Source organism: Dactylosporangium sp. NPDC050688, assembly GCF_040654515.1.
Classification (GTDB): domain Bacteria; phylum Actinomycetota; class Actinomycetes; order Mycobacteriales; family Micromonosporaceae; genus Dactylosporangium.
The window spans coordinates 45,688-67,904 of sequence record NZ_JBFAIC010000051.1 but is presented as its reverse complement, the minus strand read 5'-3'; the positions used below and the strand labels follow the sequence as shown (position 1 = coordinate 67,904).

The window sequence follows — 22,217 nt, the reverse complement described above, 5'->3', positions numbered from 1 at the left end:
GCGGGTGGCGGCCCCGCCTGCCGCGTGCCGGCGGTCAGGCATGGCGGTCAGGGGGTGGCGCGGCGCAGGGTGGCCCAGGACAGGGCGGCGAGCACCACGACCGCGATCGACGGCCAGCCCGCGAACATCGACAGCGCGCTCTGCCGCAGGAACCACTCGCCGGTCGCGGGCCAGCTGCCGTACTTCGTGACCAGGCCCGCGGTCAGGCCTCCGGCGAGCAGGACGGCGCAGACGGCGGCGAAGACGCCGTTGGAGTGCCAGCGGACGTACACGGTGCCCAGGGCGACGCCGGTGAGGGTCATCAGCAGCAGCGGCACGGCGTAGATGAGCAGCTGGGCGGGGACGCCCTCGCGGTCGAGGAAGCCCGCGCCGAAGAAGCGCAGCCGCATGCCCCAGCCGCCGGTGGCGTCCTCGACGGCCTGCAGGACGACGAGCAGCACCGCGTAGGCGGCGGTCTGGGCGACGGTGAACAGCCCCAGCGCGGCGGCGAACTCGCGCCGGGTGACGCTCATGCCGAGCGCGAACGGGAACTGCTGGGCGATCGCCACGGCGCCGAAGGCGAGGGCGGTGATGTAGACGCTGGCGAGCCCGCCGGTGACGGGGCGGTCGCCGATGTCGTCGCCCATGGCGCCGAAGACGAGCAGGTTGACGGCGAAGGCGATGGCGAGGATCACGAGGGGCCACACCAGCCCGTCGCGGCGGCCCGCGGCGTGCAGGCGGGCGATGGCGACGACGCGGTTCATGACACGGCCTCCCGGGTGGTGATGCGCACGACGAGCTGCTGCAGGCTGACGGGTTCGAGCTGGACGCCGGCCTCGCGGGCGTCCCCGGCGGACACGGCGCCGCGCACGGTGGCGCGGGTCAGCGGGCCGAGGTGCTCGCGGTGCAGCTCGTCGGCGTTGGCGGTGAGCCGGTCCACGGTCTGCGCCGGGCCGGTGACGGTGACGACCTGGCCGCGCAGGGTGTCGGCGGCCTCGTCCAGCACGAGCCGGCCGCGCTCGATGAGCAGCACGTGCTCGAGGAGGTCACTGACCTCGTCGATGAGGTGGGTGGACAGCACGACCGTGCGCGGGTGCTCGGCGTAGTCGGCCAGCAGCCGGTCGTAGAACAGCTGGCGGGCCACCGCGTCCAGGCCCAGGTACGGCTCGTCGAAGAACGTGATCGGGGCGCGGGACGCAAGCCCGACGGTGACGCCGAGCGCGGACAGCATGCCCCGGGACAGCTTCTTCACCGGCCGCGACGGCGGCAGCTGGAAGTCCGCGACGAGGGAGCGGGCGAACGCCTCGTCCCACGCGGGGAACAGCAGCCGCCCGGCGAGCAGCACGTGCCGGACCTTGTACGTCTCCGGGTAGCGCTGGCTCTCCTTGATGAAGCTCACCTGCCGCAGGACCCGCTCGTTCTCGACCGGGTCGGCGCCCAGGACGCGCACGGTGCCGGCGGTGGCGAACTGCTGGCCGGTGAGCAGCTGCATGAGCGTGGTCTTGCCGGCGCCGTTGCGGCCGAGCAGGCCGTAGATGCCGTTGCGGCGCAGCTCGAAGCTGACACCGTCCACGGCGGCGACGGCGCCGTACCGCTTCGACAGGTCCTGCACGGACACGACGGGGGTCATCGCTGCTCCTCGTAACGGTCGATCATCGTCTTGAGCTCGGCGGGGTCGATGCCGAGCCGGGCCGCCTCCGCCAGCAGGGGCCGCAGGTACTGCTCGCCGAACCGGTCCCTGCGGCGCTGCCGGAGCCTGGCCCGGGCGCCCGGGGAGACGAACATGCCGATGCCCCGCCGCTTGTGCAGCACGCCGTCGTCGACGAGCTGGTTGACGCCCTTGGCCGCGGTGGCCGGGTTGATCCGGTGGAAGGCGGCGAGCTCGTTCGTCGACGGGACCTGGGTCTCCTCCGGCAGTGAGCCGTCGATGATCGCGGTCTCGATCTGCTCCGCGATCTGCAGGAAGATCGGCCGGCCGTCATCCATCGGCTTGGTTCGTCGGTTCATTACTCATGTAATGAACCATGCAACCCCGGCACGCGGAAGTCAACGGGTAGCGTCGAGGGGTGCAGAAGATGGCATGGCTGGCCGTGCGCGACCGGGATCCCACCGCGGCGCTCGGGCTCACGGAGCTCGGCGAGACCGACTGGCGCTCCGGCGTCGACCTGGCCTACTTCACCGACGACCGGGTGATCGTCACGCCGCCGGTCGACGGATGGGTCCTGGTCCTGGGCATGGCGCTGATGCGCGACCGCCCCGACGTCACCGGGCTGTCCGCCGCCCTGGCGACCGAGGTGCAGTTCTTCTCCTCACATCGAGGGCTGCAGGTGTACCGGTGGCAGCGCGCCCGCGACGGGGACCTGCTGCGCTCGTTCGCCGCCGCCGACGGCGAGATCGCCGAGCTCGGCGAGCCCTCGGACCTGGAGCGCTCGTTCGGCGAGCTGGTCGACGACGGCGACGTGCACCGCGTCGCGGCGCAGTGGAGCGTCGACCCGGGCACCCTCAACGTCCCGGTGCGGGTGTTCACCAGTAGGACATAAATAGAATCTTCCATACGTCGATGCCTGTGGCGCAGGCTCGACGCATGACTCGTCTGCTCGCACAGCTCACTCTCGCGCTGGTGCTGGTCGCCGGCCTGGTCGCCGGCCCGGCCGTGGTGGCACCGTCGACCGCCGACGCGGCGCACGCGTCGGTCTACTCCTCGTGCACGATCTCAGGCTGCGCCGACGCGCGCACCGCCCGCTCCGGCTGGAGCAGCCTGGGCTTCCCCACCGCCCGCAACTGGTACCGGTGGCCGTACGGCAAGTACAACTTCGCCGGCGGCCAGTTCTACAACCGGGAGGGGCAGCTGCCGGCGGGCGCGACCTACTACGAGTACGACGTCATCCCCCGCAACCAGGGCGCGGCGCGTGACGCGAAACGCATCATCGTCAACCGCGGCACGGGCGTGACGTGGTACTCCCCCGACCACTACGTGAACTTCTACCGGCTGTGAGCGGTGCGGCGCCCCGGACCCGGTCGGGTCCGGGGTGTCGTCAGCTGCCGCTGCGCCGGCCGCGGCTGCGCCACGAGAACGGGCCGGGCAGGTCGTAGCGGTGTGCCCTGGTCTTCGAGTTCCACGACCAGCGGCCGATCTTCAGCCCCCACGAGGACAGGCCCTTCGGGGTGAAGTTCAGCACGAGCGGGCCGAACCGCATCGCCTTGCGGAACAGGATCGGCACGGGTCCTCCTCGGGGGTGTGTGCCGTCCAGGATGACCCATGCGCGCCAGCGCCCGGGTTGAGGGGTCCGTCTACGTTGGACGCATGGCTCAACAGGTGAAGTACGACCGCCGCGAACAGTACGAGCAGATCGTGTCCGGGCTGCTGCCCGGCGAGACCATCATCGCTGTCTACGACGCGGTCGGCATCGGCACCGGGTTCATCGGCCTCACCGACCGCCGCGTGATCCTGCAGGACCGCTCGTTCGTCGGCAAGCGGCTCGCCCTCACGTCGATCCCCTACGCGAAGGTGACCGCGGTGTCGATCGTGAGCAACAAGTCGTGGGCCGGCAGCTTCTTCAGCAGCGGCAACATCGCCGTGCACGTCGGCACCCACACGTACGAGATCGAGGTCCGCGGGGTCGAGAAGACCCAGCACATCCACAACGTGATCCTGCACTACGCCGTGTCCCACTAAGGGACCAGCACCAGCTTCCCGGTGGTGTGGCCCTGCTCGCCCAGCCGGTGCGCCGCGGCGACCTGATCCAGCGGGAAGACGCGGTCGACGTGGACGGTGAGCCGGCCCTCCAGGACCAGCGCCGCCAGGGACTCCAGCCCGGCCCGGTCGGGCTCCGCGAGCAGGAACACGCCACCGGCGTCGATGGCCGCGGCCTCGTCGGCGCCGTTGAGGGCGATGAGCGCCCCCTGCGGCCCGAGGGTCGCCGCGAGCCGCGGGACCTGCCCGGCGACCGTGGCGACGGCCACGTCGACGTCCTTCACCGCCGCGTAGACGTCCTGCGAGCCGCCGTGGTCGTGCACCTCGTCCGCGCCGAGCGACCGTACGAAGTCGTGCTTCGGCGCGGACGCGGTGCCGATGACGTACGCGCCGCGGGCCTTCGCGATCTGCACCGCGAGGTGGCCGACGCCGCCGGCCGCGGCCGGGACCAGCACCCGCTGCCCCGGCAGGACCCCGGCGGTCTCGGCGAGGACCTGCCAGGCGGTGAGCCCGGCCAGGGCGAGCCCGCCGGCCTGCTCGTGGGTCAGGTTCGGCGGCTTGAGCGCGAAGTGCCGGGCGGGTCCGGTGACGTACTCGGCGTACGCGGCGGCCTGCGCGGGGAAGCGGGGCATGCCGAACACCTCGTCGCCTACGGCGAACCGGGTGACGCCGCTGCCGGTGGCGGCCACGACCCCGGACAGCTCCCAGCCGACGCTGAACGGCGGGGTGCCCAGGACGCCGCCACCGGTGCGGACCTTCCAGTCGACCGGGTTGACGCCGGCGGCGTGCATCTCGACGAGGATCTCGGTCGGCCCGGGCGCGGGGACGCCGACCTCGGCGACCCGCAGCACCGACGCGTCGCCGAGGACGTCCTGTGTCACACGTCGCATCACTCGGACGGTAGCACCGTCTCCGCGGACCAGGACCGCCAACGGTCGAGCTTGTCGGCGGCGACGGCGAGCTGGTCGGCGACCGGCCCGGGGCCCGTCGAGCCCGGGGTGGTGCGCGCCGCGAGGGCCCCCGGGACGGAGAACACGGTCCGCACGTCCGGGGTCAGGTGCGGGCTGACCGCCTGCAGGTCCGCGTCGGAGACCTCGTCGAGGCCGACGTCGCGGGACGCGGCGATGACGACGAGCTTGCCGGTGATCTCGTGCGCGTCGCGGAACGCCACGCCCTGCCGCACGAGCCACTCGGCGACCTCGGTGGCGAGGGTGTAGCCGACGGGTGCCTGCTCGGCGAGCCGGTCGACCCGCACCGTCATCGTGGAGATCATGCCGGCGAGCGCGGGCAGGACCAGCTCCAGGGTGTCGACGGCGTCGAAGACCGGCTCCTTGTCCTCCTGCAGGTCCCGGTCGTACGCCAGGGGCAGGCCCTTGAGCATCGCCAGGACGCCGGTCAGATGGCCGATGAGCCGGCCGGACTTGCCGCGGGCGAGCTCACCGATGTCCGGGTTCTTCTTCTGCGGCATGATCGACGACCCGGTCGCGAACGCGTCGTCGAGCTGCACCCAGCCGAACGCGGGGGTCGTCCACAGCACGACCTCCTCGCCGAGCCGCGACAGGTGCACGCCGGTGAGGGCGGCGGCGAACAGGAACTCCGCGACGAAGTCCCGGTCGGACACGGCGTCGATGGAGTTGGCCGCGGCGGAGGCGAACCCGAGCTCCTTCGCCACCTGCGTCGGGTCCAGCGGCAACGACGAGCCGGCCAGGGCGCCGGCGCCGAGCGGGCTGACCGCGGTGCGCGCGTCCCAGTCCCGCAGCCGATCCAGGTCCCGCAGCAGCGCTTGGACGTGCGCCAGCAGCTGGTGGCCGAACGCGATCGGCTGCGCCGGCTGCAGGTGCGTGAACCCGGGCGCGGGCGTGTCGACGTGCCGGGCGGCCTGCTCGACGAGCGCGTCGGCGAGCTCCACGATCCGGGCGGCGACGCCGCGGGCGTGGTCGCGCAGGTAGAGCCGCAGGTCGGTGGCGACCTGGTCGTTGCGGGACCGGCCGGCGCGCAGCTTCCCGCCGAGCGCGCCGAGCCGCTCCAGCAGGCCCCGCTCCAGCGCGGTGTGCACGTCCTCGTCGTCGACGGTCGGCCGGAACTCCCCGGTCGCGCACGCGGACTCGAGGTCGTCGAGCGCGGCCAGCATCCTGCCGAGCTCGTCGGCGTCCAGCAGGCCGGCGCGGGCCAGGACCCGTGCGTGCGCCCGCGACCCGGCCAGGTCGTAAGGCGCCAGACGCCAGTCGAACTGGACGCTCACGGAGAGCCGGGCGAGGGCTTCGGCGGGCCCGCCGGCGAACCGGCCGCCCCAGAGCCGGGTCGGGGACTCAGAAGACGAAGTTGCCACGCCACGATCCTTCCATAGTGCAAGATTGCCGCGGTGGGTCAGGCCACCGCGGCAGGTCTTGGTCACTTCGATGCGCCGTCCAGGTGCGCCCATTCGGTGAGCTTCGCCGCCAGGATCTCCCCGGCCGACGGCTGCCCGTGCGGGTCCGGGCCCTGCCGGGCGACGACCATGATGGTGTCGTCACCGGCGATGGTGCCGACGATGTCGGGCAGGCCGGTGCGGTCGATGGCGCTGGCCAGGAACTGGGCGGCGCCCGGCGGGGTGCGCAGCACGACGAGGTTGCCGGAGCAGTCGACGCCGGTCAGCAGCTCCCGCAGCAGCCGGATCAGCCGGGTCGGGGCCTCCTCGGCCGGGCGCAGGGCCCGCTCGCCGTCCTCGGGGATGAGGTACTCGCCGCGGACCTTGACGGCCCGCAGCTCCTCCAGGTCCCGCGACAGCGTCGCCTGCGTGACCTGGATCCCGTCGCCGGCGAGCAGTTCGGCGAGCTCCGTCTGGGAGCGCACCGCCGACCCGCGGATCAGCGCCGCGATCCGGTCGTGCCGCGCCGCCTTCGAGACCGGTGTGCTCACGACTGGTCCAGCAACCACGCCAGGAGCGCCTTCTGCGCGTGCAGCCGGTTCTCCGCCTCGTCCCATACCGCGCTGCGCGGGCCGTCCAGCACCTCGGAGGTGATCTCGTGACCCCGGTGCGCGGGCAGGCAGTGCAGCACGATCGCGTCGGGACCGGCGTCTTCCAGCAGCGCCGCGTTGATCTGGTACGGCCGGAACGGCGTGATCCGGTCCAGGCCGTCACCCTCCTGCCCCATCGACGTCCACGTGTCGGTGACGACGACGTCGGCGTCCTTGACCGCCTCGGCCGGGTCCCGGACCCACTCGACGCTGCCCCGGGCCCGCGCGGCGTCCAGCACCGCCGGGTCCGGTTCGAAGCCGGCCGGGCCGCTCAGCCGCACCCGCATGCCGGCGGTCACGCCCGCCAGCGCGTAGGAGTTGGCCATGTTGTTGGCGGTGTCGCCGAGGTACGTCAGCACCCGCCCCTGCGTCGAGCCGAGCCGCTCCCGGACGGTGAGCAGGTCGGCGAGGAGCTGGCACGGGTGGAAGCCGTCGGTGAGGGCGTTGACGACCGGCACGGTCGCGTGCCGGGCCAGCTCCGCGACCCGGGCGTCCACGTTGGACCGGATGACGATCGCCGACACGTACCGGGACAGGACCTTCGCCGCGTCGCCGATCTCCTCGCCGCGCCCGAAGTGGGTGCTCAGCGCGTCGATGATGACCGGGGTGCCACCGAGCTCGGCGATGCCGGCCTCGAAGGACACCCGGGTGCGCAGCGACTGCTTCTCGAAGATGACGGCGACGGCCTTCGGCCCGGCGAGGGGCTTGAAGCCGTACCGGTCGGCCTTCATCGCCGCGGCCAGGTCGAGCACCTCGGACTGTTCGTCCGGGGTCAGGTCGTCGTCCCTGAGCAGGTGCCGGGGCATCAGGCCTGCACCGCGTTCAGCGCCGGACCGAGCGCGGCGACGAACGCGTCGGCCTGCTCGTCGGTGAGGATCAGCGGCGGCGCGATGCGCAGCACGTCCGGCTGCGCCGCCTGGGCGAGGAACCCGGCGTCGCGCAGCACCGCGGCGAGGGCGCCCGCGGCGGGCCCCTTCAGCACGATCCCGAGCAGCAGGCCCGCGCCGCGGACCCCGCCGACGAGCGGGTGCTCGAGGGCCTCGACGCCGCGGCGGATGCGCTCGCCGAGCTGCTTCACCCGGTCCAGGAGGTGCTCGGACTCGATGGTGTCGAGCACCGCGAGGGCCGCGGCGCAGCAGACCGGGTTGCCGCCGAACGTCGAGGCGTGCATGCCGGGGCCGAGCAGGCCGGCGGCGTCGTCGAAGGCGATCAACGCGCCGAGCGGCAGCCCGCCGCCGAGCCCCTTGGCGAGGGTCACGACGTCGGGGCGGACACCTTCGGCCTGGTGGGCGAACCAGTACCCGGTCCGGCCGATGCCCGTCTGCACCTCGTCGAGGGCGAGCAGCGCGCCGTGCCGGGCGGTGACCTCCCGGGCCGCGGTCAGGTACCCGGCCGGCGGGACGACGACCCCGGACTCGCCCTGGATCGGCTCCAGCAGCACCATCGCGGTCGTGCCGTCGACGGCGGCCTCGAGCGCGGCGACGTCACCGTACGGGATGTGCACGACCTCACCGGGCAGCGGCCGGAACGGGTCCTGCTTCGCCGGCTGCCCGGTCAGCGCCAGGGCGCCCATGGTGCGGCCGTGGAACCCGGCCTGCGCGGCCACGATCCGCGTCCGGCCGGTGCGCCGGGACAGCTTGAACGCCGCCTCGTTCGCCTCCGCGCCGGAGTTGCCGAAGAACACCGCGCCCGGCCGTCCGGCCAGGTCCAGCAGGCGCTCGGCGAGCGCGACGACCGGCGGGGACGCGAACAGGTTCGACACGTGCCCGAGGGTCGAGATCTGCGACGTGACCGCCGCGACGACCGCCGGGTGGGCGTGACCGAGCAGGTTGACCGCGATCCCGCCGAGGAAGTCGACGTAGGAGCGCCCGGCCTCGTCCACCACGACGGCGCCGCTGCCGCTGACCAGCCCCAGCGACGGCGACCCGTACGTGTTCATCACCGACGCCTCGAACCGTTCGACGAGCGTCATTGCGCCACCACCATGGTCCCGAATCCCTCCGACGTGAAGACTTCCAGCAGCAGCGAGTGCGGCACGCGGCCGTCGACGACGTGCGCCGCCGGCACGCCGCCCTTGACGGCGCGCAGGCACGCCTCCATCTTCGGCACCATCCCCGACTCCAGGTTCGGCAGCAGTGCGGTGAGCTCGTCCGCGGTCAGCTGCGAGATGAGCGAGTCCGGGTCCGGGTAGCGGGCGTACAGGCCCTCCACGTCGGTCAGGACGACGAGCTTGCGGGCCTTGAGCGCGATCGCCAGGGCCCCGGCGGCGGTGTCGGCGTTGAGGTTGTGCAGCACCCCGTCGGCGTCCGGCGCGACCGTCGACACGACCGGGATCCGCCCGGCCGCGATGAGGTCCGCGACCGCGGACACGTTGACCTGCTCGACGTCGCCGACCTGCCCGATGTCGACCGGCGCGCCGTCCACGATCGCGGGCCGGCGCACCGCGGTGAACAGCCCCGCGTCCTCGCCGGACATGCCGACGGCGTGCGGGCCGTGCTCGTTGATGAGCCCGACCAGCTCCCGGCCGACCTGGCCGACGAGCACCATCCGGACCACGTCCGCGGTCTCCGGGGTGGTGACCCGCAGGCCGCCCTTGAACTCGCTGGCGATGCCGAGCCGCTTGAGCATCGCCGAGATCTGCGGGCCGCCACCGTGCACGACGACCGGCTTGATGCCGACGTGCCGCAGGAACACCATGTCGGCGGCGAACGCCCGCTTCAGCTCGTTGTCGAGCATCGCGTTGCCGCCGTACTTGACGACGATCGTCGAGCCGGAGAACCGCTCCAGCCATGGCAGCGCCTCGATCAGGGTGTTCGCCTTGCCCAGCGCGATCCCGAGATTCCGCCCGTTCACGACGCCTCCGCTTCGCTCCGGCGCCGTGAACCACCCTGTGCCTGCCGGTGAACGGCCACAGCGCTGCGCTCCGGCCCGTTCACGAGCTGTACGCCGAGTTCTCGTGCACGTACCCCATCGACAGGTCGTTGGTGAGGACCGTGGCCTCGGCGTCGCCGGCGTGCAGGTCGACGGTGACGGTGACCGCGCGGGCGCTCAGGTCGACCTTCGAGCGGTCCTCGCCCGCCGCGCCGCTCTTGCAGATCCACACGCCGTTGATCGCGACGTCGACCTCGTCGGGCTCGAACGCGGCGCTCGTGGTGCCGATCGCGGCGAGGATCCGGCCCCAGTTCGGGTCGTTGCCGAAGAACGCGGTCTTCACCAGGTTGTTGCGGGCGATCGAGCGGCCGACCTCGACCGCGTCGTCGTCGCTCGCCGCGCCGGTGACCTCGATCGCGATCTCCTTCGTGGCGCCCTCCGCGTCGGCGATCAGCTGCGCGGCCAGGTCGGCGCACACGGCGGTGACGGCCTCGGTGAGCTCCTCGGTGGTCGGCTGGATCCCGGCGGCGCCGCTGGCCATGAGCAGCACCGTGTCGTTGGTCGACATGCAGCCGTCGGAGTCGATCCGGTCGAACGTGACCCGGGTCGCCGCCCGCAGCGCCGCGTCGAGCACGTCGGCGTCGGCGACGGCGTCGGTGGTCAGCACGACCAGCATCGTGGCGAGGCCCGGCGCGAGCATGCCGGCGCCCTTCGCCATCCCGCCGACGGTGAACCCCTGCCCGGCGTGCACGGCCGTCTTCGGCACCGTGTCCGTGGTCATGATCGCGGTCGCGGCGCTGGCCCCGCCGTCGCGGGAGAGCCCGCGGGCGGCGGCGTCGACCCCGGACAGCAGCTTCTTCATCGGCAGCCGCTCACCGATCAGCCCGGTCGAGCACACGGCCACGTCGGCGGCGCCGACGGGGAAGCGCGACGCCCGCCCCGACAGCACCGCCGCGGTGTGCTCCGCGGTCGCGTGGGTGTCCTGGAAGCCCGCGGGACCGGTGCACGCGTTGGCGCCGCCCGAGTTGACGATGACGGCCCGCACGACGCCGGCGCGCAGCACCTGCTGGCTCCACAGCACCGGCGCGGCCTTGATCCGGTTGCCGGTGAAGACGGCGGCGGCGGTCCAGTCGGGCCCGTCGTTGACGACGAGCGCCACGTCGAGCGCGCCCGCGGTGGCCTTCAACCCGGCGGCGACCCCCGCCGCCCGGAACCCCTTTGGGGCAGTGACAGTCATGGTGCGATCCCGTCGGCGGTGAGGCCCGAGGTCTCGGGCAGTCCGAGCATCAGGTTGGCGTTCTGCATCGCCTGGCCCGCGGCGCCCTTGACCAGGTTGTCGATCGCGGAGACCACGACGATCCGGCCGCTGTCCACGTCGACGGTCGCCTGCAGGTGGCCGGCGTTCGCGCCGAACGTGGACGCGGTGTGCGGCCACTGCCCCTCCGGCAGGACCTGCACGAACGGCTCATCCCCGTACGCCGCGGCGAGGACCTCGCGCGGGTCGGCGTCCTTGAGCGGCCGGGCGGTCACCGTGGCGAGGATGCCCCGCGGCATCGGCGCCAGGACCGGCGTCATCGACAGCGTCCGGGCCCCCGTCGCCTGCTTGATCTCCGGCACGTGCTGGTGGGCGCCGACCTTGTACGGCGACAGCGACCCCATCACCTCCGACGCCAGCAGGTGCACCTTCGCCGAGCGGCCGGCGCCGGACGTGCCGGACGCGGCGACGACCACGACGTCCTCGGGGTCGGCGACCCCGGCGGCGATCAGCGGCGCCAGCGCGAGGATCACCGACACCGCATAGCACCCGGTGTTGGCGACCCGGCTCGACGCCGCGATCCGCTCCCGCTGCCCGGGCAGCTCGGGAAGCCCGTAGGTCCACGTGCCGGCGTGCTCGCCGGGGTAGTACTTCGTCCAGTCGGCGGCGGCCTTCAACCGGAAGTCGGCGCCGAGGTCGACGACCTTCACCGAGTCGGGCAGCTGCGCGGCGAGCGCGGCGGACTCCCCGTGCGGCAGCGCCAGGAACACCAGGTCGGCGTCGGCGAGCACGCCGGGCTCGGTGGGCGCGAGGACCACGTCGCGCAGCGACCGCACGTGCGGGTGCACCGTGCCGATCTTCGATCCCGCCTGTGCGAACCCGGTGGCGGCGGCCAGGTCGAGGTGTGGATGCCCGGCGATCAGCCGGAGCAGCTCACCCCCCGCGTACCCGGACGCGCCGGCGACAGCGACTCGTATTCCCATGCGCTGCACTGTATCTCTATACAATCCGACGTTTCAAGCAGATTGCGGCCAGCATCACCACAGCATCACCCTGGCCTCACCCCATGACGGTGCGCACCCGGCACGTGACAGCGGGCGGATGGATGGTGCCGATACGACGCCGGCGGGCTACTCGGTGTCCAGGACCCTGGCCAGCTGCGCCCGGTTGCGGACGTTCAGCCGCCGGTACAGGCGGGTCAGGTTCGCCTCGACCGCCTTGATCGACAGGAACAGCGCGCGGGCGATCTCCCGGTTCGTGGCGCCGGCGCGGACCAGCTCGACGATGCGGCGCTCGGTCTCGGACAGCCCGGCGCCGCGGCCGCCGTCGAGGCGGGCGAGGTCCGCGGCGGCGACCTCGCGCCACGGGTGGGCCTCGGCGGCGGCGTAGCGGCGCACCGCCTCCGACAGCGCCGCCCGGGCCGCGCCGCGGCGGTGGGCGCGGCGCTCCAGGCCGCCGAGCGTGTAGTAGGCCCGCGCGACCTCGAGCGGGTACGGGTGGTCCTGCCACTCCTCGATCGCCCGCTGCAGCGCCTCGGCGCCCTCGCGGGCCTCACCGGTCGCGGCGGTCAGCACCGCGCGGGCCCGGGCGAGGCCGAGGAACACGATGGTGCGATCCAGGTGCCGGGCGTGCTTGCAGACCTCGTCGAGGACCTCGGCGGCCTCCGCGCGGGCGCCGGCGCCGACCAGCGCCTCGATGAAGTCGGCGTGCCACGGCAGGATGCCCGGGTCGAGCCGGCCGAGCCGCTGGTCGAGGGCGTATGCCTCGCGCATCGCCTCGGCCGCCGCCACCGGGTCGCCGCGCAGCATGTGCACCAGCCCGGAGGAGGCGTAGGCGAGCTTGATCCAGTCCTCGTCGCCGGCGGCGAGGCAGGCGGCGAGGCCGCGTTCGGCGTAGCCGGCCGCGGCGGTCGCGCTGCCGCCGCCGCTCTCGGCGAGGGCGGCGACGAGGTAGCCGGGGCCGGGGGTGGTCTCGACGTCGACGTAGAGCCGCACGCACTCGCGGCCGGCGGCCACGGCGTCGGCGCAGCGGCCGGCCCGCCAGTACACGCCGGCCACGGAGACGAGGACGGAGGCGAGGTCGCGCACGGTGCCGGCGTGCTCGACGGCGATGCGCAGCGCCTCGATGCGCCGCACGGCCTCGGCGGTCTCGCCCTTGAACAGGCGGCTCATCGCGGCGACCTGGCGGGCGGCGACCGTCGCCGGGGTCAGCGACAGCCCGCGGGCGAGCTTGCCGGCGCGCTCCAGGTACTCGTCGCCCTGGGTGCCGAGCAGGATGTTGCCCTTCCAGCTCAGGACCTCGACCAGGCGCTCCATGTCGCCGCACTGCTCGGCGGCCTCCTCGGCGCGCTTGAGCTCGGCCAGGGCGCCCTCGCCGTCGCCGTCGTAGTAGGCCTTGACCCCCTTGTACAGGCGCACGTGGGCGAGCAGGTCGGGGGCGTCGACGGCCTCGACGAACGCGGCGTCCAGCAGCGGGCCGGAGTTGGAGTGGTCCTCGCCGGACATCTCCACCAGCAGCAGCCGGGCGCCGATGCGGGTGCGCCGGTCGGCGGCGTCGCGCAGCGCGGCGGTCGCGTGCCGGCGCGCGTCGGCGGGTGAGCCGGCCGCGTACGCGTACTGCGCGGCGCTGAGCCGGCGCACGGCGGCGACGCCGGGGGTGTCGCGCGGGGTGCGTTCGGCGGCGAGCGCGGCGAGATCGGCGGCCATCGCCGGGGCGCCGCGCAGCCGGGCCGCGGATGCCGCGTCGGCGAGGCACTCGGCGAGGGCCTCGTCGGGCTCGGGCCGGGCGGCGGCGAGGTGCCTGGCCCGGTCGACCGGGTCGGAGACGGTGTCGGCGAGCCGCTCGTGGGCCTCGCGGCGGGCGGCGACGGTCGCGTCGGCGTACACCATCTCCCGCAGCAGCGGGTGGCTGAAGCGGATCGCGCCGTCGGTGTCGACGGTCAGCACCGACGCGGCGAGGGCGGCGTCGAGGTGGTGCTCGGACAGGCCGCACTGCTGCAGCAGCGCCAGGCTGGGCCGGGCGGCGGCGGCCACGACCAGCAGCGCCGGCCAGTCGGGCGCCGGCAGCAGGGCCAGCCGGGCGGCGAGGAGCTCGCGCAGCCGGTCGGGCACGGGCAGCGGGTCGGTGGTCGGGAACGACGTGCCCCGCAGCGCCCGGCCGAGCTCGACGGCGTAGAGGGGGTTGCCGGCGCTGGCCTCGTAGATGCGGTGCAGGTGCGCCCGGCCCGCCTCGGCACCGAACCTGGCCCGCAGCAGGTCCGCGACGTCGCTCTCCGGCAGCGGCGGCACGGGCAGCAGCGTGCCCGGCGGCGGGCACAGGTCCAGGCGGGTCGCGGCGGCGCCGTCGGGGACCCGCTCGGCGGCGAGGATGCGCACCGGCGCCTCACCGAGCCGGCGGGCGACGAACCGCAGCACCTCGGCGCTCGGCTCGTCGATCCACTGCACGTCGTCGAGGACGAGCAGCACGGTGCGCTCCGCGGCCAAGGCGCGCAGCAGCTCCAGGACGGCGAGACGCACCGCGAGCTGGTCGTGCGGGGTCGCCGGCAGGGCGCTGCGCAGCAGGGCACCGTCGAGGGCGGCCCGCAGGTGCGGAGGCAGGTGCTCGGCGGCGTCGGGGGCTCCGTCGAAGAGGTCGACGAGCGCGAGGTAGGGCAGGTCGGCCTCGGCCTCGGCGGCCGCGGCGCGCAGCACGAGCGCGTCGGTCTCGGCACCGGCGACGGCATCGAGGATGGTGGACTTACCGATGCCGGCGGGCCCGCAGAGCAGCACGCCGCCGCCGCCCGTGAGCCGCTCGCGGGCGTGAGCCAGGAGATCGGCGCGGCCGAACGGCGCGGCCGGCCAGGTGCTCACCACCACTGTTCCACCACGAAGCCGAGTCTCTCCCGAACGCCACCGCGCCGCAACGCCTGCCCAACGCCCGCGGACCGTCCGGCGACGCGATGTTGAACACGGTCAGCGCAGCCGGTCGCAGGGCAGGACCGCCTCCCAGCCGAACACCGGCCACTGTGCGGTATGGACCGTCACGCTCCGCAAACGTGGCTGCGCCTGGCATTGCGCGCGGGCCCCCGCCACGGTCGCGTCCCAGCGCGGCAGGCCGTCGGTGTGGCCGCCGGGCCGCAGGTTGGACACGCACACCGCGGCCACGAGTGTCGCCAACGCGACAAACGGGACGGTGTCGGTCCAGCGGCCCGGGGCGTCGCGCGGGGCGGTGAGGGCGACCGCGGCGGCGATGTTCGGCAGCGTGATCAGCACCAGGTACCGGTCCTCCGGGGCGCCGTGCACGGCGAGCTGGAACGCCCCGGCGAGGGCACCGAACCCGGCCAGGAGCGCGGCGAGCCGCCACTGCGGCCGGGCCCGGCCGAGCAGGGCCACGGCGACGACCGCGGCGGGGATCGCCAGGCCGAGCAGCATCAGGGCGCGGTGCGCGGTGGGGTCGGCGACCGGCGGGGCGAGCCACACGTCGCCGAGGAAGGAGCGCGGCACGCCCCAGCGCAGGTACGTCCCGGCCACGGAAACGGGGTCCAGGTCGGGCCGCTCCCCCACGTCGCGCCGGGATCCGCCCAGCAGCAACGGCACCAGCTGCAGCGCCACGCCCGGCAGCAGCACGAGGACCCGCAGCCGGGCGTCGTGGTCGCGGTGGCGGGCCAGCCGCAGCAGCGCGACCGGCACGAGCAGCAGGCCGAGCATCGAGTTGAGCACCGCGAGGGCGGGCACGACGACGGCGACGGCGCGGGCCGGGCGGCGCCGCGGCGACCACAGCAGCATCCACAGTGCCGCGTACACGAGCGGGAACTGCAGCTGGGCAAGGGTGTTCGGCGCGTACCCCATCGGCACGGCGGCGCCGCCGCCGATGACGAGCGCGGCCGCGGTGCCGAGCCGGTCCCGGGCGGCGGCCGCCACCGCCAGCGCCAGCAGCGCCGTCAGCACCGCGGCCGTGACGGCGTTCAGCGCGGCCGCCCACGAGACCGGGAACAGCGCGATGACGGCGAAGCAGGCGCGGGCGACGGTGTGGAAGTAGCCGTTGAACGGGGTGACGAACGGCTCGTACCACGGCAGGGTGAGCGCGTCGGTCAGGAACTCCTGCCCGTCCTCGGCCCAGATGCTGTTGAGCGGGCCCGGCGGCCGCCCCCGCCACAGCCCCACCGCCGCCGCGGCGAGCACCGCGAGCAGGACGAGCACCGGCGCCGGCCGGCGCCGCGGCGCGGCGCGCCCGGTCCCCGCGGTCACCGCCGGGGCGCCCGGCTGCGTGCCGATGGATGCGACGGGCGGGGCGGTGCCCGGTTGCGTGGTCGTCACACCTGGTCAAACGAACGGGCGCCCCACACCGCAGGGTGAACCGCAGGGTGAAGCGCCCGTCCCCGGCGAAGCCGGAAGGCTCAGAGCTTGCCGTCCTTGACGGCCTGGGTCACCCACGGGATGACCTCGTCGAGCATCTCGTCGAGCGACGTGGTGGCCTCGTAGCCGAGGACCTCCTTGGCCTTGGCCACGTCCGGGACGCGCTTCTGCACGTCGTACTCGTACGGGTCGTCGGACACGACACTGAACGGCACGTCGGCGCCCTTGATCTTGCGCCAGATCACCTCGGCCAGCTCCAGGACCGTGGTCGACTCGGCGGTGGAGATGTTGAAGTCCTGGTTGAAGGCGTTCTCGTGCTCCATCGCCGCGATGATGCCCTTGGCCAGGTCACCGCCGTAGGTGTAGTGGCGGACCTGCTCGCCGGTGCCGAGGATGTGCAGCGGGTCCTGGCCCTTGACGATCTTCTGTACCAGGTCCGGCACCACGTGGGACATGGCCAGCTTGACGTTGCCGGACAGGACCTCGACCTCGCCGAGGGCGCGGCCCTCACCGACGCCGACGCAGTTGAACGGGCGCACGATCGTGTACGGCAGCTTGTACTGGTCCCAGGCGGCCTTGGCGTAGTACTCCACGGCGAGCTTCTGGAAGCCGTAGGAGGACAGCGGTGGTGGTACGAGGCGTTCGTCGCCTTCTTTGGACGGCCAGTGGGTGGTGGACTCGAACACCATCGAGGACGACAGGTAGGTCATCTTCTTGAGGGTGCCGTCGCGGTGCGCCTTGATCGCCGCGTCGCACGAGGAGGCCATGATCCGCTCGTTGGTGGCGAGCAGGTCGTAGGCGTAGGCGTGGAAGTAGGAGATGCCACCGATCATCGCCGCGCCGGCGATGAAGTGGTCGCAGCCGTCCAGCAGCTCGGTGACCAGGTCGACGTCGCGGGCGTCGCCCTCGACGAACCGGTAGTCGGGGTGCGAGTCGTAGCTGCGGGTGACCGGGCCGTACTTCGAGTAGTTGTCCAGGCCGACCACCTGGTAGCCGCGGGACAGCAGCTCCTCGACGACATACCCACCGATGAAGCCGGCCGAGCCGGTGACCAGGACCTTTGCCACAAACACTCCTTAGTTCTGCACTGCTTCGTGATTGCTGGACAGACTGCCGGACACATTGCCGGACTGGTTGGCGCGGGCCGCCTGCGCGTCGTCGCGGGCCGCCGAGGACGCCGGCCGCTTCGCGACCTGCTCCATGCTGAGCCGGCGGCCGAACGCGAACCGGTACCACTTCAGGTAGCTGGGCAGGAACCGGCCGACGTCGAACCGGGACTCACCGAGCTGCCGGTCCAGCCAGATCGTCGGGATCTCCGCCACCGGCAGCCGCAGCCGGGCCGCCTTCGCGGTCAGCTCGATGCCGATCTCGAAACCGGTCTTGCTCTCGATGCCGACCTGCCGCACGTACGCGGTGGAGTACGCCTTGAAACTGTTCGTCGCGTCGCGGGTGCCGACCCGGGCGAACATGTACAGGGTCCGGCCCGCGGTGCGCGACAGGGCCCGCTTGAACCGGGGACCGCCGACCTGCTGCCCGCCGGGCATGTACCGCGACGCCGCCGCCACGACCACGCCGCGCTCGACGAGCCGGGCGAGGTCCTCGATCTGCCGCGGGTCGTCGGAGCCGTCGGCCATGGTGACCACGGCGACGGGCGCCCGCGCCACGTCGATGCCGAAGCGGATCGCGTTGGCCGGGCCACGCCCGTACGTGTTGAGCACGGGACGCACCCGCGGGTCGCGGGCCTGGACCTCCAGCGCGTAGGGCACCGTGGTGTCCTCGGGCATGTCGTGCACGACGAGGATCTCGGCGGGCATCATGACCGCCCGCAGGATCCGCTCCAGGCACGGCACGATCGCCTCGCCCTCGTTGTACACCGGGATGACCACAGAAACCTGCGGCGTGAGGGTCACTTCGTCACCTCCGCTGCGCTCCGGCGCCGGCGTGACCTCAGCCTGCAATCCCGATGACCGGTTCCTCCGCTGCGCTCCGGACCGGTCATACGCGGACCCCCTTGTTCGTGACACCCCACATGTCCGCGACCGGGATGTCGGTCTGCAGGTCACGGTACTCGGCGTGCGGCGCCGCGATGATCAGCAGATCGGCGCGGGTCAACACCTCGTCCAGGGGCACGAACCGGTCGTCCTTCACGTACGGGTCGGTGCACAGCGTTTCCTTGGCCTTGAGCATCACGACCTTGCGCAGCTTGTAGGCCAGGGACTCGCGGATGTCGTCGCTGCCGCCCTTGAACGCCATACCGAGAATGCCGACCGTCATCTCCGACAGGTCGTAACGCTCCTGCAGCTTCGACACCACATACAACGGCAGACCCTCGTTGATCAGCATCGCGCTGTGCCCGAGCACGAACGTGTTGTTCGTGAACGCCGCCAGCTGCATCGTGTCCTTCAACAGACACGGCCCCGCCGCGAACCCGGCCCCCGGCATGTCCGCCGCACGCGGGTACTGGAACCGGATCGCGTGCCGGATCCGCTCGAAGTCCAGCCCGAAGTCGTTGGACATCATCCAGAACTGGTTCGCGGCGGCGAACTTGATGTACCGCCACGTGTTGGTGAACAGCTTCGCCAGCTCGGCCTCTTCGGGCTCCAGCCGCACGATCTGGTTCGCCAGATTCCGGAACAGCTTCTCGGCCCGCTCCGCCGCCTCCGGGTTACGCGCGGCGACGATCTGCGGCAGCTCGAACAGCTCCGTCATCGCCTTGCCCTCGGCGATGCGCTCGGGGCAGAACGCGACGTCGACCTTCACGCCGAGCCGCTTGATCAGCTTCTCGGTCAGCGCGGTGACGCCGGGGTGCACGGTGCTGCGCAGGACGATGAGCTGCCCGTCGCGCAGGTAGTCCGCGCAGCGCTCGATCGCCGCGGGGACCGCGCCGATGTTCGGGTTGAGGTGCTCGTCGACGGGCGTGCCGACGATCACCACGAGGTGCTCGGCCGACGCGACCGACGCCGGGTCGGTGCTGGCGACGAGCCTGCCCTCCTTGACGGCGGTGGCCAGCGGCTCGGCCGCGCCCTCCTCGTCGAACGGCAGACGGCCTTCGTTCACCACCGCGACCGCAGCCGCGTTGATGTCGTACAGGGTGACCTGCAGACCACGGGAAGCCATGGCGATACCGAGCGGCAGTCCGACCCGGCCGCAACCCCCGATGACCACGACGTCGGTCGTGAAGCCTGCCGATGCACTATCGTCTGACACGCGCTGCCCCTCCAGGAGAGCCGAGATCGAAGCCGGCGCTTGGCGCGGGCCGAGCCTTCGGGATGACCTCACGCCACGTGACAAGGCGGAGGATGGCTCAGCGCCGTGACGGTACCACTTCGGCGCGTCCGGTTCCTGACCCGCTCAGGGTGAAGCGTCCCCTGACACACCAATTCCGGCCAGGGGAAACGGTTCTCGGTCCGATATCCGACCATGCCCACGACAGCCGGCACCAGGAGCGTGACTGTCCGTTCGGGCGGCCGCATCTGTCCGATGCGGCCGCCTCGCCCGGCTGTGCGGGCGGTCACGCGCCGCGGAGATTCACCCGCGTCACGGGCCGCGGAGATTCACCCGCGTCACCCGCCGCGGCGCGGGCAGCCCGCGTGTGTCACGCGCCGCGCAGGACCGCGCCGAACCGGTCCGCGGCGACGGCGACCGCGGCGTCGCGGGCCGCGAGGGCCTCCTCGCCGGTGAGCGTGCGGTCCGGCGCCCGGAACGTCAGCTTGTAGGCCAAGGACTTGCGGCCCTCGCCCAGCTGGGCTCCCTCGTACACGTCGAACAGCCGCACCGACTCCAGCAGCTTCCCGGCGCCCTCGGTGAGCGCCGACTCGACGTCGCCGGCCGGGGTGGCCGCGTCGACCACGAGCGCCACGTCGAGCAGCGCCGTGGGGAAGCCCGACAGCCGCGGCGCGGTGGAGACGCCGGGGATCGGCAGCGCGTCGAGGTCGAACTCCATCGCCACGGTGCGGCGGGGCAGGTCGAGCGCGGCGCAGACGGCCGGGTGCAGCTCGCCGGCGTGCCCGACGACGGTGTCGCCGACGAGCAGCGCGGCGCAGCGGCCCGGGTGCCACGGCGCGACCGCGTCGGGTCCCGCGGCGGCCCGGACGGTCAGCGTCACCCCGGCCGCCTCGGCGGCGACCCGGGCGGCGTCGACGGCGTCGGCCCAGTCGGCGGGGCGGCCCGGGCCCCACCAGCCGGCCGGGTCGGCGTCGCCGGCCATGACCGCCGCGACGTGCCACGGCTGGTGCGGCAGCAGCGCCTCCGCGGCCCGCAGCTCCTCGGCCGGCGGCGGACCGTCGACCCCGGCGGACGGCGCGACCCGCACCGGCCCGCCGGGCAGGAACACCGTGCCGAGCTCGTAGAGCGCCAGGTCCCGCAGGCCGCGGCCGAGGTTGCGGCGCAGCGCGGCGAGCAGCGGCGGCAGCAGCGTGGTCCGCATGCCGGGCTCCTCCTCCGACAGCGGGTTGCGCAGCAGCACCAGGTCGCGGCGCGGGTCGCCGGCCGGGATGCGCAGCGCGTCGAGGGTCGCCGCGCCGATGAACGGGTAGCACAGCGACTCGGTGAACCCGGCGTCGGCGAGGGCCCGGCTCACGATCCGCCGGCGGCGCTGCGTGACGGTGAGACCCGCGCCGGGCGGCGCGATCGGCAGGACGCTGGGGATGCGGTCGTACCCGTCCAGCCGCAGCACCTCCTCGACCAGGTCGGCCGGGTCGACGAGGTCGGAGCGCCAGCTCGGCGGGGTGACGACCGCCCTGGCGCCGGCGTCCTCGACCTCGACGGACGCGCCGATCATGGTGAGGATCTCGACGACCCGCTCCGGGGTGTAGTCGATACCGGCGAGCTCCGACGGGCGGGTCAGCGCCATGGTGACCGGCGCCGGCGGCACGACCGAGTACACGTCGGTGACCCGCGGGTCGACCGTGCCGCCGCCGTATTCGGCGAGCAGCGCCGCGGCCCGCGCGCACGCGGCGGCGGTGATCTGCGGGTCGACGCCGCGCTCGTAGCGCTTGCCGGCCTCGCTGGGCAGCTTGTGCCGGCGGATCGTGCGAGCGACCGACAGCGGGTCCCAGTGCGCTGCCTCGAGCAGCACGTCGACGGTCGTCGCGGACACCTCGGTGGTGCTGCCGCCCATGACGGCGGCCAGCGACACGACGCCGGTGTCGTCGGCGATGACGATGTCCTGCGGGTGCAGGGCCCGCCGCACGCCGTCGAGGGTGGTGAGTGTCTCGCCCTCCGCGGCGCGCCGCACGACGAGGGGGCCGGTGAGCCGCTCCAGGTCCCAGGCGTGCATCGGCTGGCCGGTCTCGATCATCAGGTAGTTGGTGATGTCGACCGGCAGCGAGATCGACCGGATCCCGGCGACGGCGAGGCGCGCCTTCATCCACTGCGGGGTCGGCGCGGCCGGGTCGACCCCGCGCACGGCGACGGCGGTGAACCGGTCGCAGGCGACGCTGTCGCGCACGTCGATGCGGTACGCCTCGGTGCCGTCACCCTCGATCGGCACGACCGCCGCGACCGGGTCACGGTAGGCGCCGCCGAGCGAGTGCGACAGCTCCCGGGCGATGCCGCGCACCGAGAAGCAGTAGCCGCGGTCGGGGGTCACGTTGATCTCGACGACGATGTCGTCCAGGCCGACGACCGGCCGCGCCTCGGCGCCCGGCGCGGCGGTGCCGGCCGGCAGCACGATGATGCCGTCGTGCTCGTCGGAGACGCCGAGCTCGCGCGCGGAGCAGATCATGCCGTTGGAGATGTGCCCGTAGGTCTTGCGGGCCGCGATCGCGAACCCGCCGGGCAGCACCGCGCCGGGCAGCGCGACGACGACGAGGTCGCCCTCGGCGAAGTTGCGCGCGCCGCAAATGATGCCCTGCGGCTGCTCGCCGCCGACGTCGACGAGGCAGTAGCGGATCGGCTTCTTCAGCCCTTGCAGCTCCTCGATCGACTCGACCCGGCCGACGACCAGGGGACCCTGGACGCTGGCGCCGGCGTCGGTCATCTCCTCGACCTCGAGGCCGACCTTCACGAGGGCCTTCTCCAGGCCGTCGGCGGTCAGGTCCTGCGGCAGGTCGACGTGCTCGCGCAGCCATGACAGCGGTACGCGCAT

Annotated in this window: 21 protein-coding genes; 3 read left to right on the top strand and 18 right to left on the bottom strand. The window is 73.4% G+C overall.

The window, feature by feature from the left end; genetic code table 11:
- Positions 1-47: 47 nt before the first annotated feature.
- The 3 genes from AB0H83_RS36110 to AB0H83_RS36100 are packed head-to-tail and all read right to left on the bottom strand — an operon-like array spanning position 48 to position 1,986.
- The gene (locus tag AB0H83_RS36110) at positions 48-743 is read right to left on the bottom strand and encodes a hypothetical protein (protein ID WP_360103057.1); all 696 of its coding nucleotides are present in this window, start codon (positions 741-743) and stop codon (positions 48-50) included.
- Positions 740-1,609, bottom strand: a complete 870-nt coding sequence (locus AB0H83_RS36105; RefSeq protein ID WP_360103055.1) for an ABC transporter ATP-binding protein — start codon at positions 1,607-1,609, stop codon at positions 740-742. Before AB0H83_RS36105 ends, AB0H83_RS36110 begins: the two co-directional genes overlap by 4 nt.
- Entirely contained in the window at positions 1,606-1,986 is a 381-nt protein-coding gene (locus tag AB0H83_RS36100; RefSeq protein WP_360103053.1) for a GntR family transcriptional regulator, read from the bottom strand. Before AB0H83_RS36100 ends, AB0H83_RS36105 begins: the two co-directional genes overlap by 4 nt.
- Before the next feature lie 68 nt (positions 1,987-2,054).
- Between AB0H83_RS36100 and AB0H83_RS36095 the strand changes: the two genes are divergently transcribed.
- Complete coding sequence (locus tag AB0H83_RS36095) at positions 2,055-2,519, top strand: hypothetical protein (protein WP_360103107.1); 465 nt, start codon at positions 2,055-2,057, stop codon at positions 2,517-2,519.
- 44 nt (positions 2,520-2,563) lie between these two features.
- Entirely contained in the window at positions 2,564-2,974 is a 411-nt protein-coding gene (locus AB0H83_RS36090) for a ribonuclease domain-containing protein (RefSeq protein ID WP_360103051.1), read from the top strand.
- Positions 2,975-3,014: 40 nt separating this feature from the next.
- On the opposite strand, the gene AB0H83_RS36085 is transcribed toward AB0H83_RS36090, so the two are convergent.
- The gene (locus AB0H83_RS36085; RefSeq protein ID WP_360103049.1) at positions 3,015-3,200 is read right to left on the bottom strand and encodes a DUF4236 domain-containing protein; all 186 of its coding nucleotides are present in this window, start codon (positions 3,198-3,200) and stop codon (positions 3,015-3,017) included.
- 83 nt (positions 3,201-3,283) lie between these two features.
- Here AB0H83_RS36085 and AB0H83_RS36080 point away from each other — a divergent pair, with 83 nt between their 5' ends.
- Positions 3,284-3,655: a PH domain-containing protein gene (locus tag AB0H83_RS36080; RefSeq protein WP_360103047.1), complete on the top strand. Its 372-nt coding sequence runs from the start codon at positions 3,284-3,286 to the stop codon at positions 3,653-3,655.
- Here the strand turns inward: AB0H83_RS36080 and AB0H83_RS36075 are convergent.
- From AB0H83_RS36075 to pheT, 14 genes are all read right to left on the bottom strand, one after another.
- Positions 3,652-4,563, bottom strand: a complete 912-nt coding sequence (locus AB0H83_RS36075) for an NADP-dependent oxidoreductase (RefSeq protein ID WP_360103045.1) — start codon at positions 4,561-4,563, stop codon at positions 3,652-3,654. The genes AB0H83_RS36080 and AB0H83_RS36075 overlap by 4 nt on opposite strands.
- Positions 4,563-6,002, bottom strand: coding sequence for an argininosuccinate lyase (gene argH / locus AB0H83_RS36070; RefSeq protein ID WP_360103043.1), 1,440 nt, complete (start codon positions 6,000-6,002; stop codon positions 4,563-4,565). The genes AB0H83_RS36075 and argH overlap by 1 nt, the downstream gene beginning before the upstream one ends.
- 62 nt (positions 6,003-6,064) lie before the next feature.
- Positions 6,065-6,571 carry an arginine repressor gene (gene argR / locus AB0H83_RS36065; protein ID WP_360103041.1) on the bottom strand — a complete coding sequence of 169 codons (507 nt, stop codon included), beginning with the start codon at positions 6,569-6,571 and terminating at the stop codon, positions 6,065-6,067.
- On the bottom strand, positions 6,568-7,476 hold the full coding sequence (gene argF / locus AB0H83_RS36060) for an ornithine carbamoyltransferase (protein WP_360103039.1): 909 nt from the start codon (positions 7,474-7,476) through the stop codon (positions 6,568-6,570). Before argF ends, argR begins: the two co-directional genes overlap by 4 nt.
- Positions 7,476-8,642 (bottom strand): acetylornithine transaminase, encoded by a 1,167-nt coding sequence (locus AB0H83_RS36055; protein ID WP_360103037.1) that lies wholly within the window; start codon positions 8,640-8,642, stop codon positions 7,476-7,478. The genes argF and AB0H83_RS36055 overlap by 1 nt, the downstream gene beginning before the upstream one ends.
- Positions 8,639-9,523: an acetylglutamate kinase gene (gene argB / locus AB0H83_RS36050; protein ID WP_360103035.1), complete on the bottom strand. Its 885-nt coding sequence runs from the start codon at positions 9,521-9,523 to the stop codon at positions 8,639-8,641. Before argB ends, AB0H83_RS36055 begins: the two co-directional genes overlap by 4 nt.
- A 79-nt stretch (positions 9,524-9,602) precedes the next feature.
- Positions 9,603-10,778 carry a bifunctional glutamate N-acetyltransferase/amino-acid acetyltransferase ArgJ gene (gene argJ, locus AB0H83_RS36045; protein ID WP_360103033.1) on the bottom strand — a complete coding sequence of 392 codons (1,176 nt, stop codon included), beginning with the start codon at positions 10,776-10,778 and terminating at the stop codon, positions 9,603-9,605.
- A complete protein-coding gene (argC, locus tag AB0H83_RS36040; protein ID WP_360103031.1) occupies positions 10,775-11,779 on the bottom strand; it encodes an N-acetyl-gamma-glutamyl-phosphate reductase in 1,005 nt (334 codons plus the stop codon). Before argC ends, argJ begins: the two co-directional genes overlap by 4 nt.
- 147 nt (positions 11,780-11,926) lie before the next feature.
- A complete protein-coding gene (locus AB0H83_RS36035) occupies positions 11,927-14,644 on the bottom strand; it encodes an AAA family ATPase (protein WP_360103029.1) in 2,718 nt (905 codons plus the stop codon).
- Between the two features lie 102 nt (positions 14,645-14,746).
- Complete coding sequence (locus AB0H83_RS36030; protein WP_360103027.1) at positions 14,747-16,090, bottom strand: hypothetical protein; 1,344 nt, start codon at positions 16,088-16,090, stop codon at positions 14,747-14,749.
- Between the two features lie 80 nt (positions 16,091-16,170).
- Positions 16,171-17,196, bottom strand: a complete 1,026-nt coding sequence (locus AB0H83_RS36025; protein ID WP_360103025.1) for an NAD-dependent epimerase/dehydratase family protein — start codon at positions 17,194-17,196, stop codon at positions 16,171-16,173.
- Between the two features lie 9 nt (positions 17,197-17,205).
- Positions 17,206-18,039 carry a glycosyltransferase family 2 protein gene (locus AB0H83_RS36020; RefSeq protein WP_360103023.1) on the bottom strand — a complete coding sequence of 278 codons (834 nt, stop codon included), beginning with the start codon at positions 18,037-18,039 and terminating at the stop codon, positions 17,206-17,208.
- Between the two features lie 85 nt (positions 18,040-18,124).
- Positions 18,125-19,294, bottom strand: coding sequence for a nucleotide sugar dehydrogenase (locus tag AB0H83_RS36015; protein WP_360103105.1), 1,170 nt, complete (start codon positions 19,292-19,294; stop codon positions 18,125-18,127).
- A 430-nt stretch (positions 19,295-19,724) separates the two neighbouring features.
- Positions 19,725-22,217, bottom strand: coding sequence for a phenylalanine--tRNA ligase subunit beta (gene pheT / locus AB0H83_RS36010; RefSeq protein WP_360103021.1), 2,493 nt, complete (start codon positions 22,215-22,217; stop codon positions 19,725-19,727).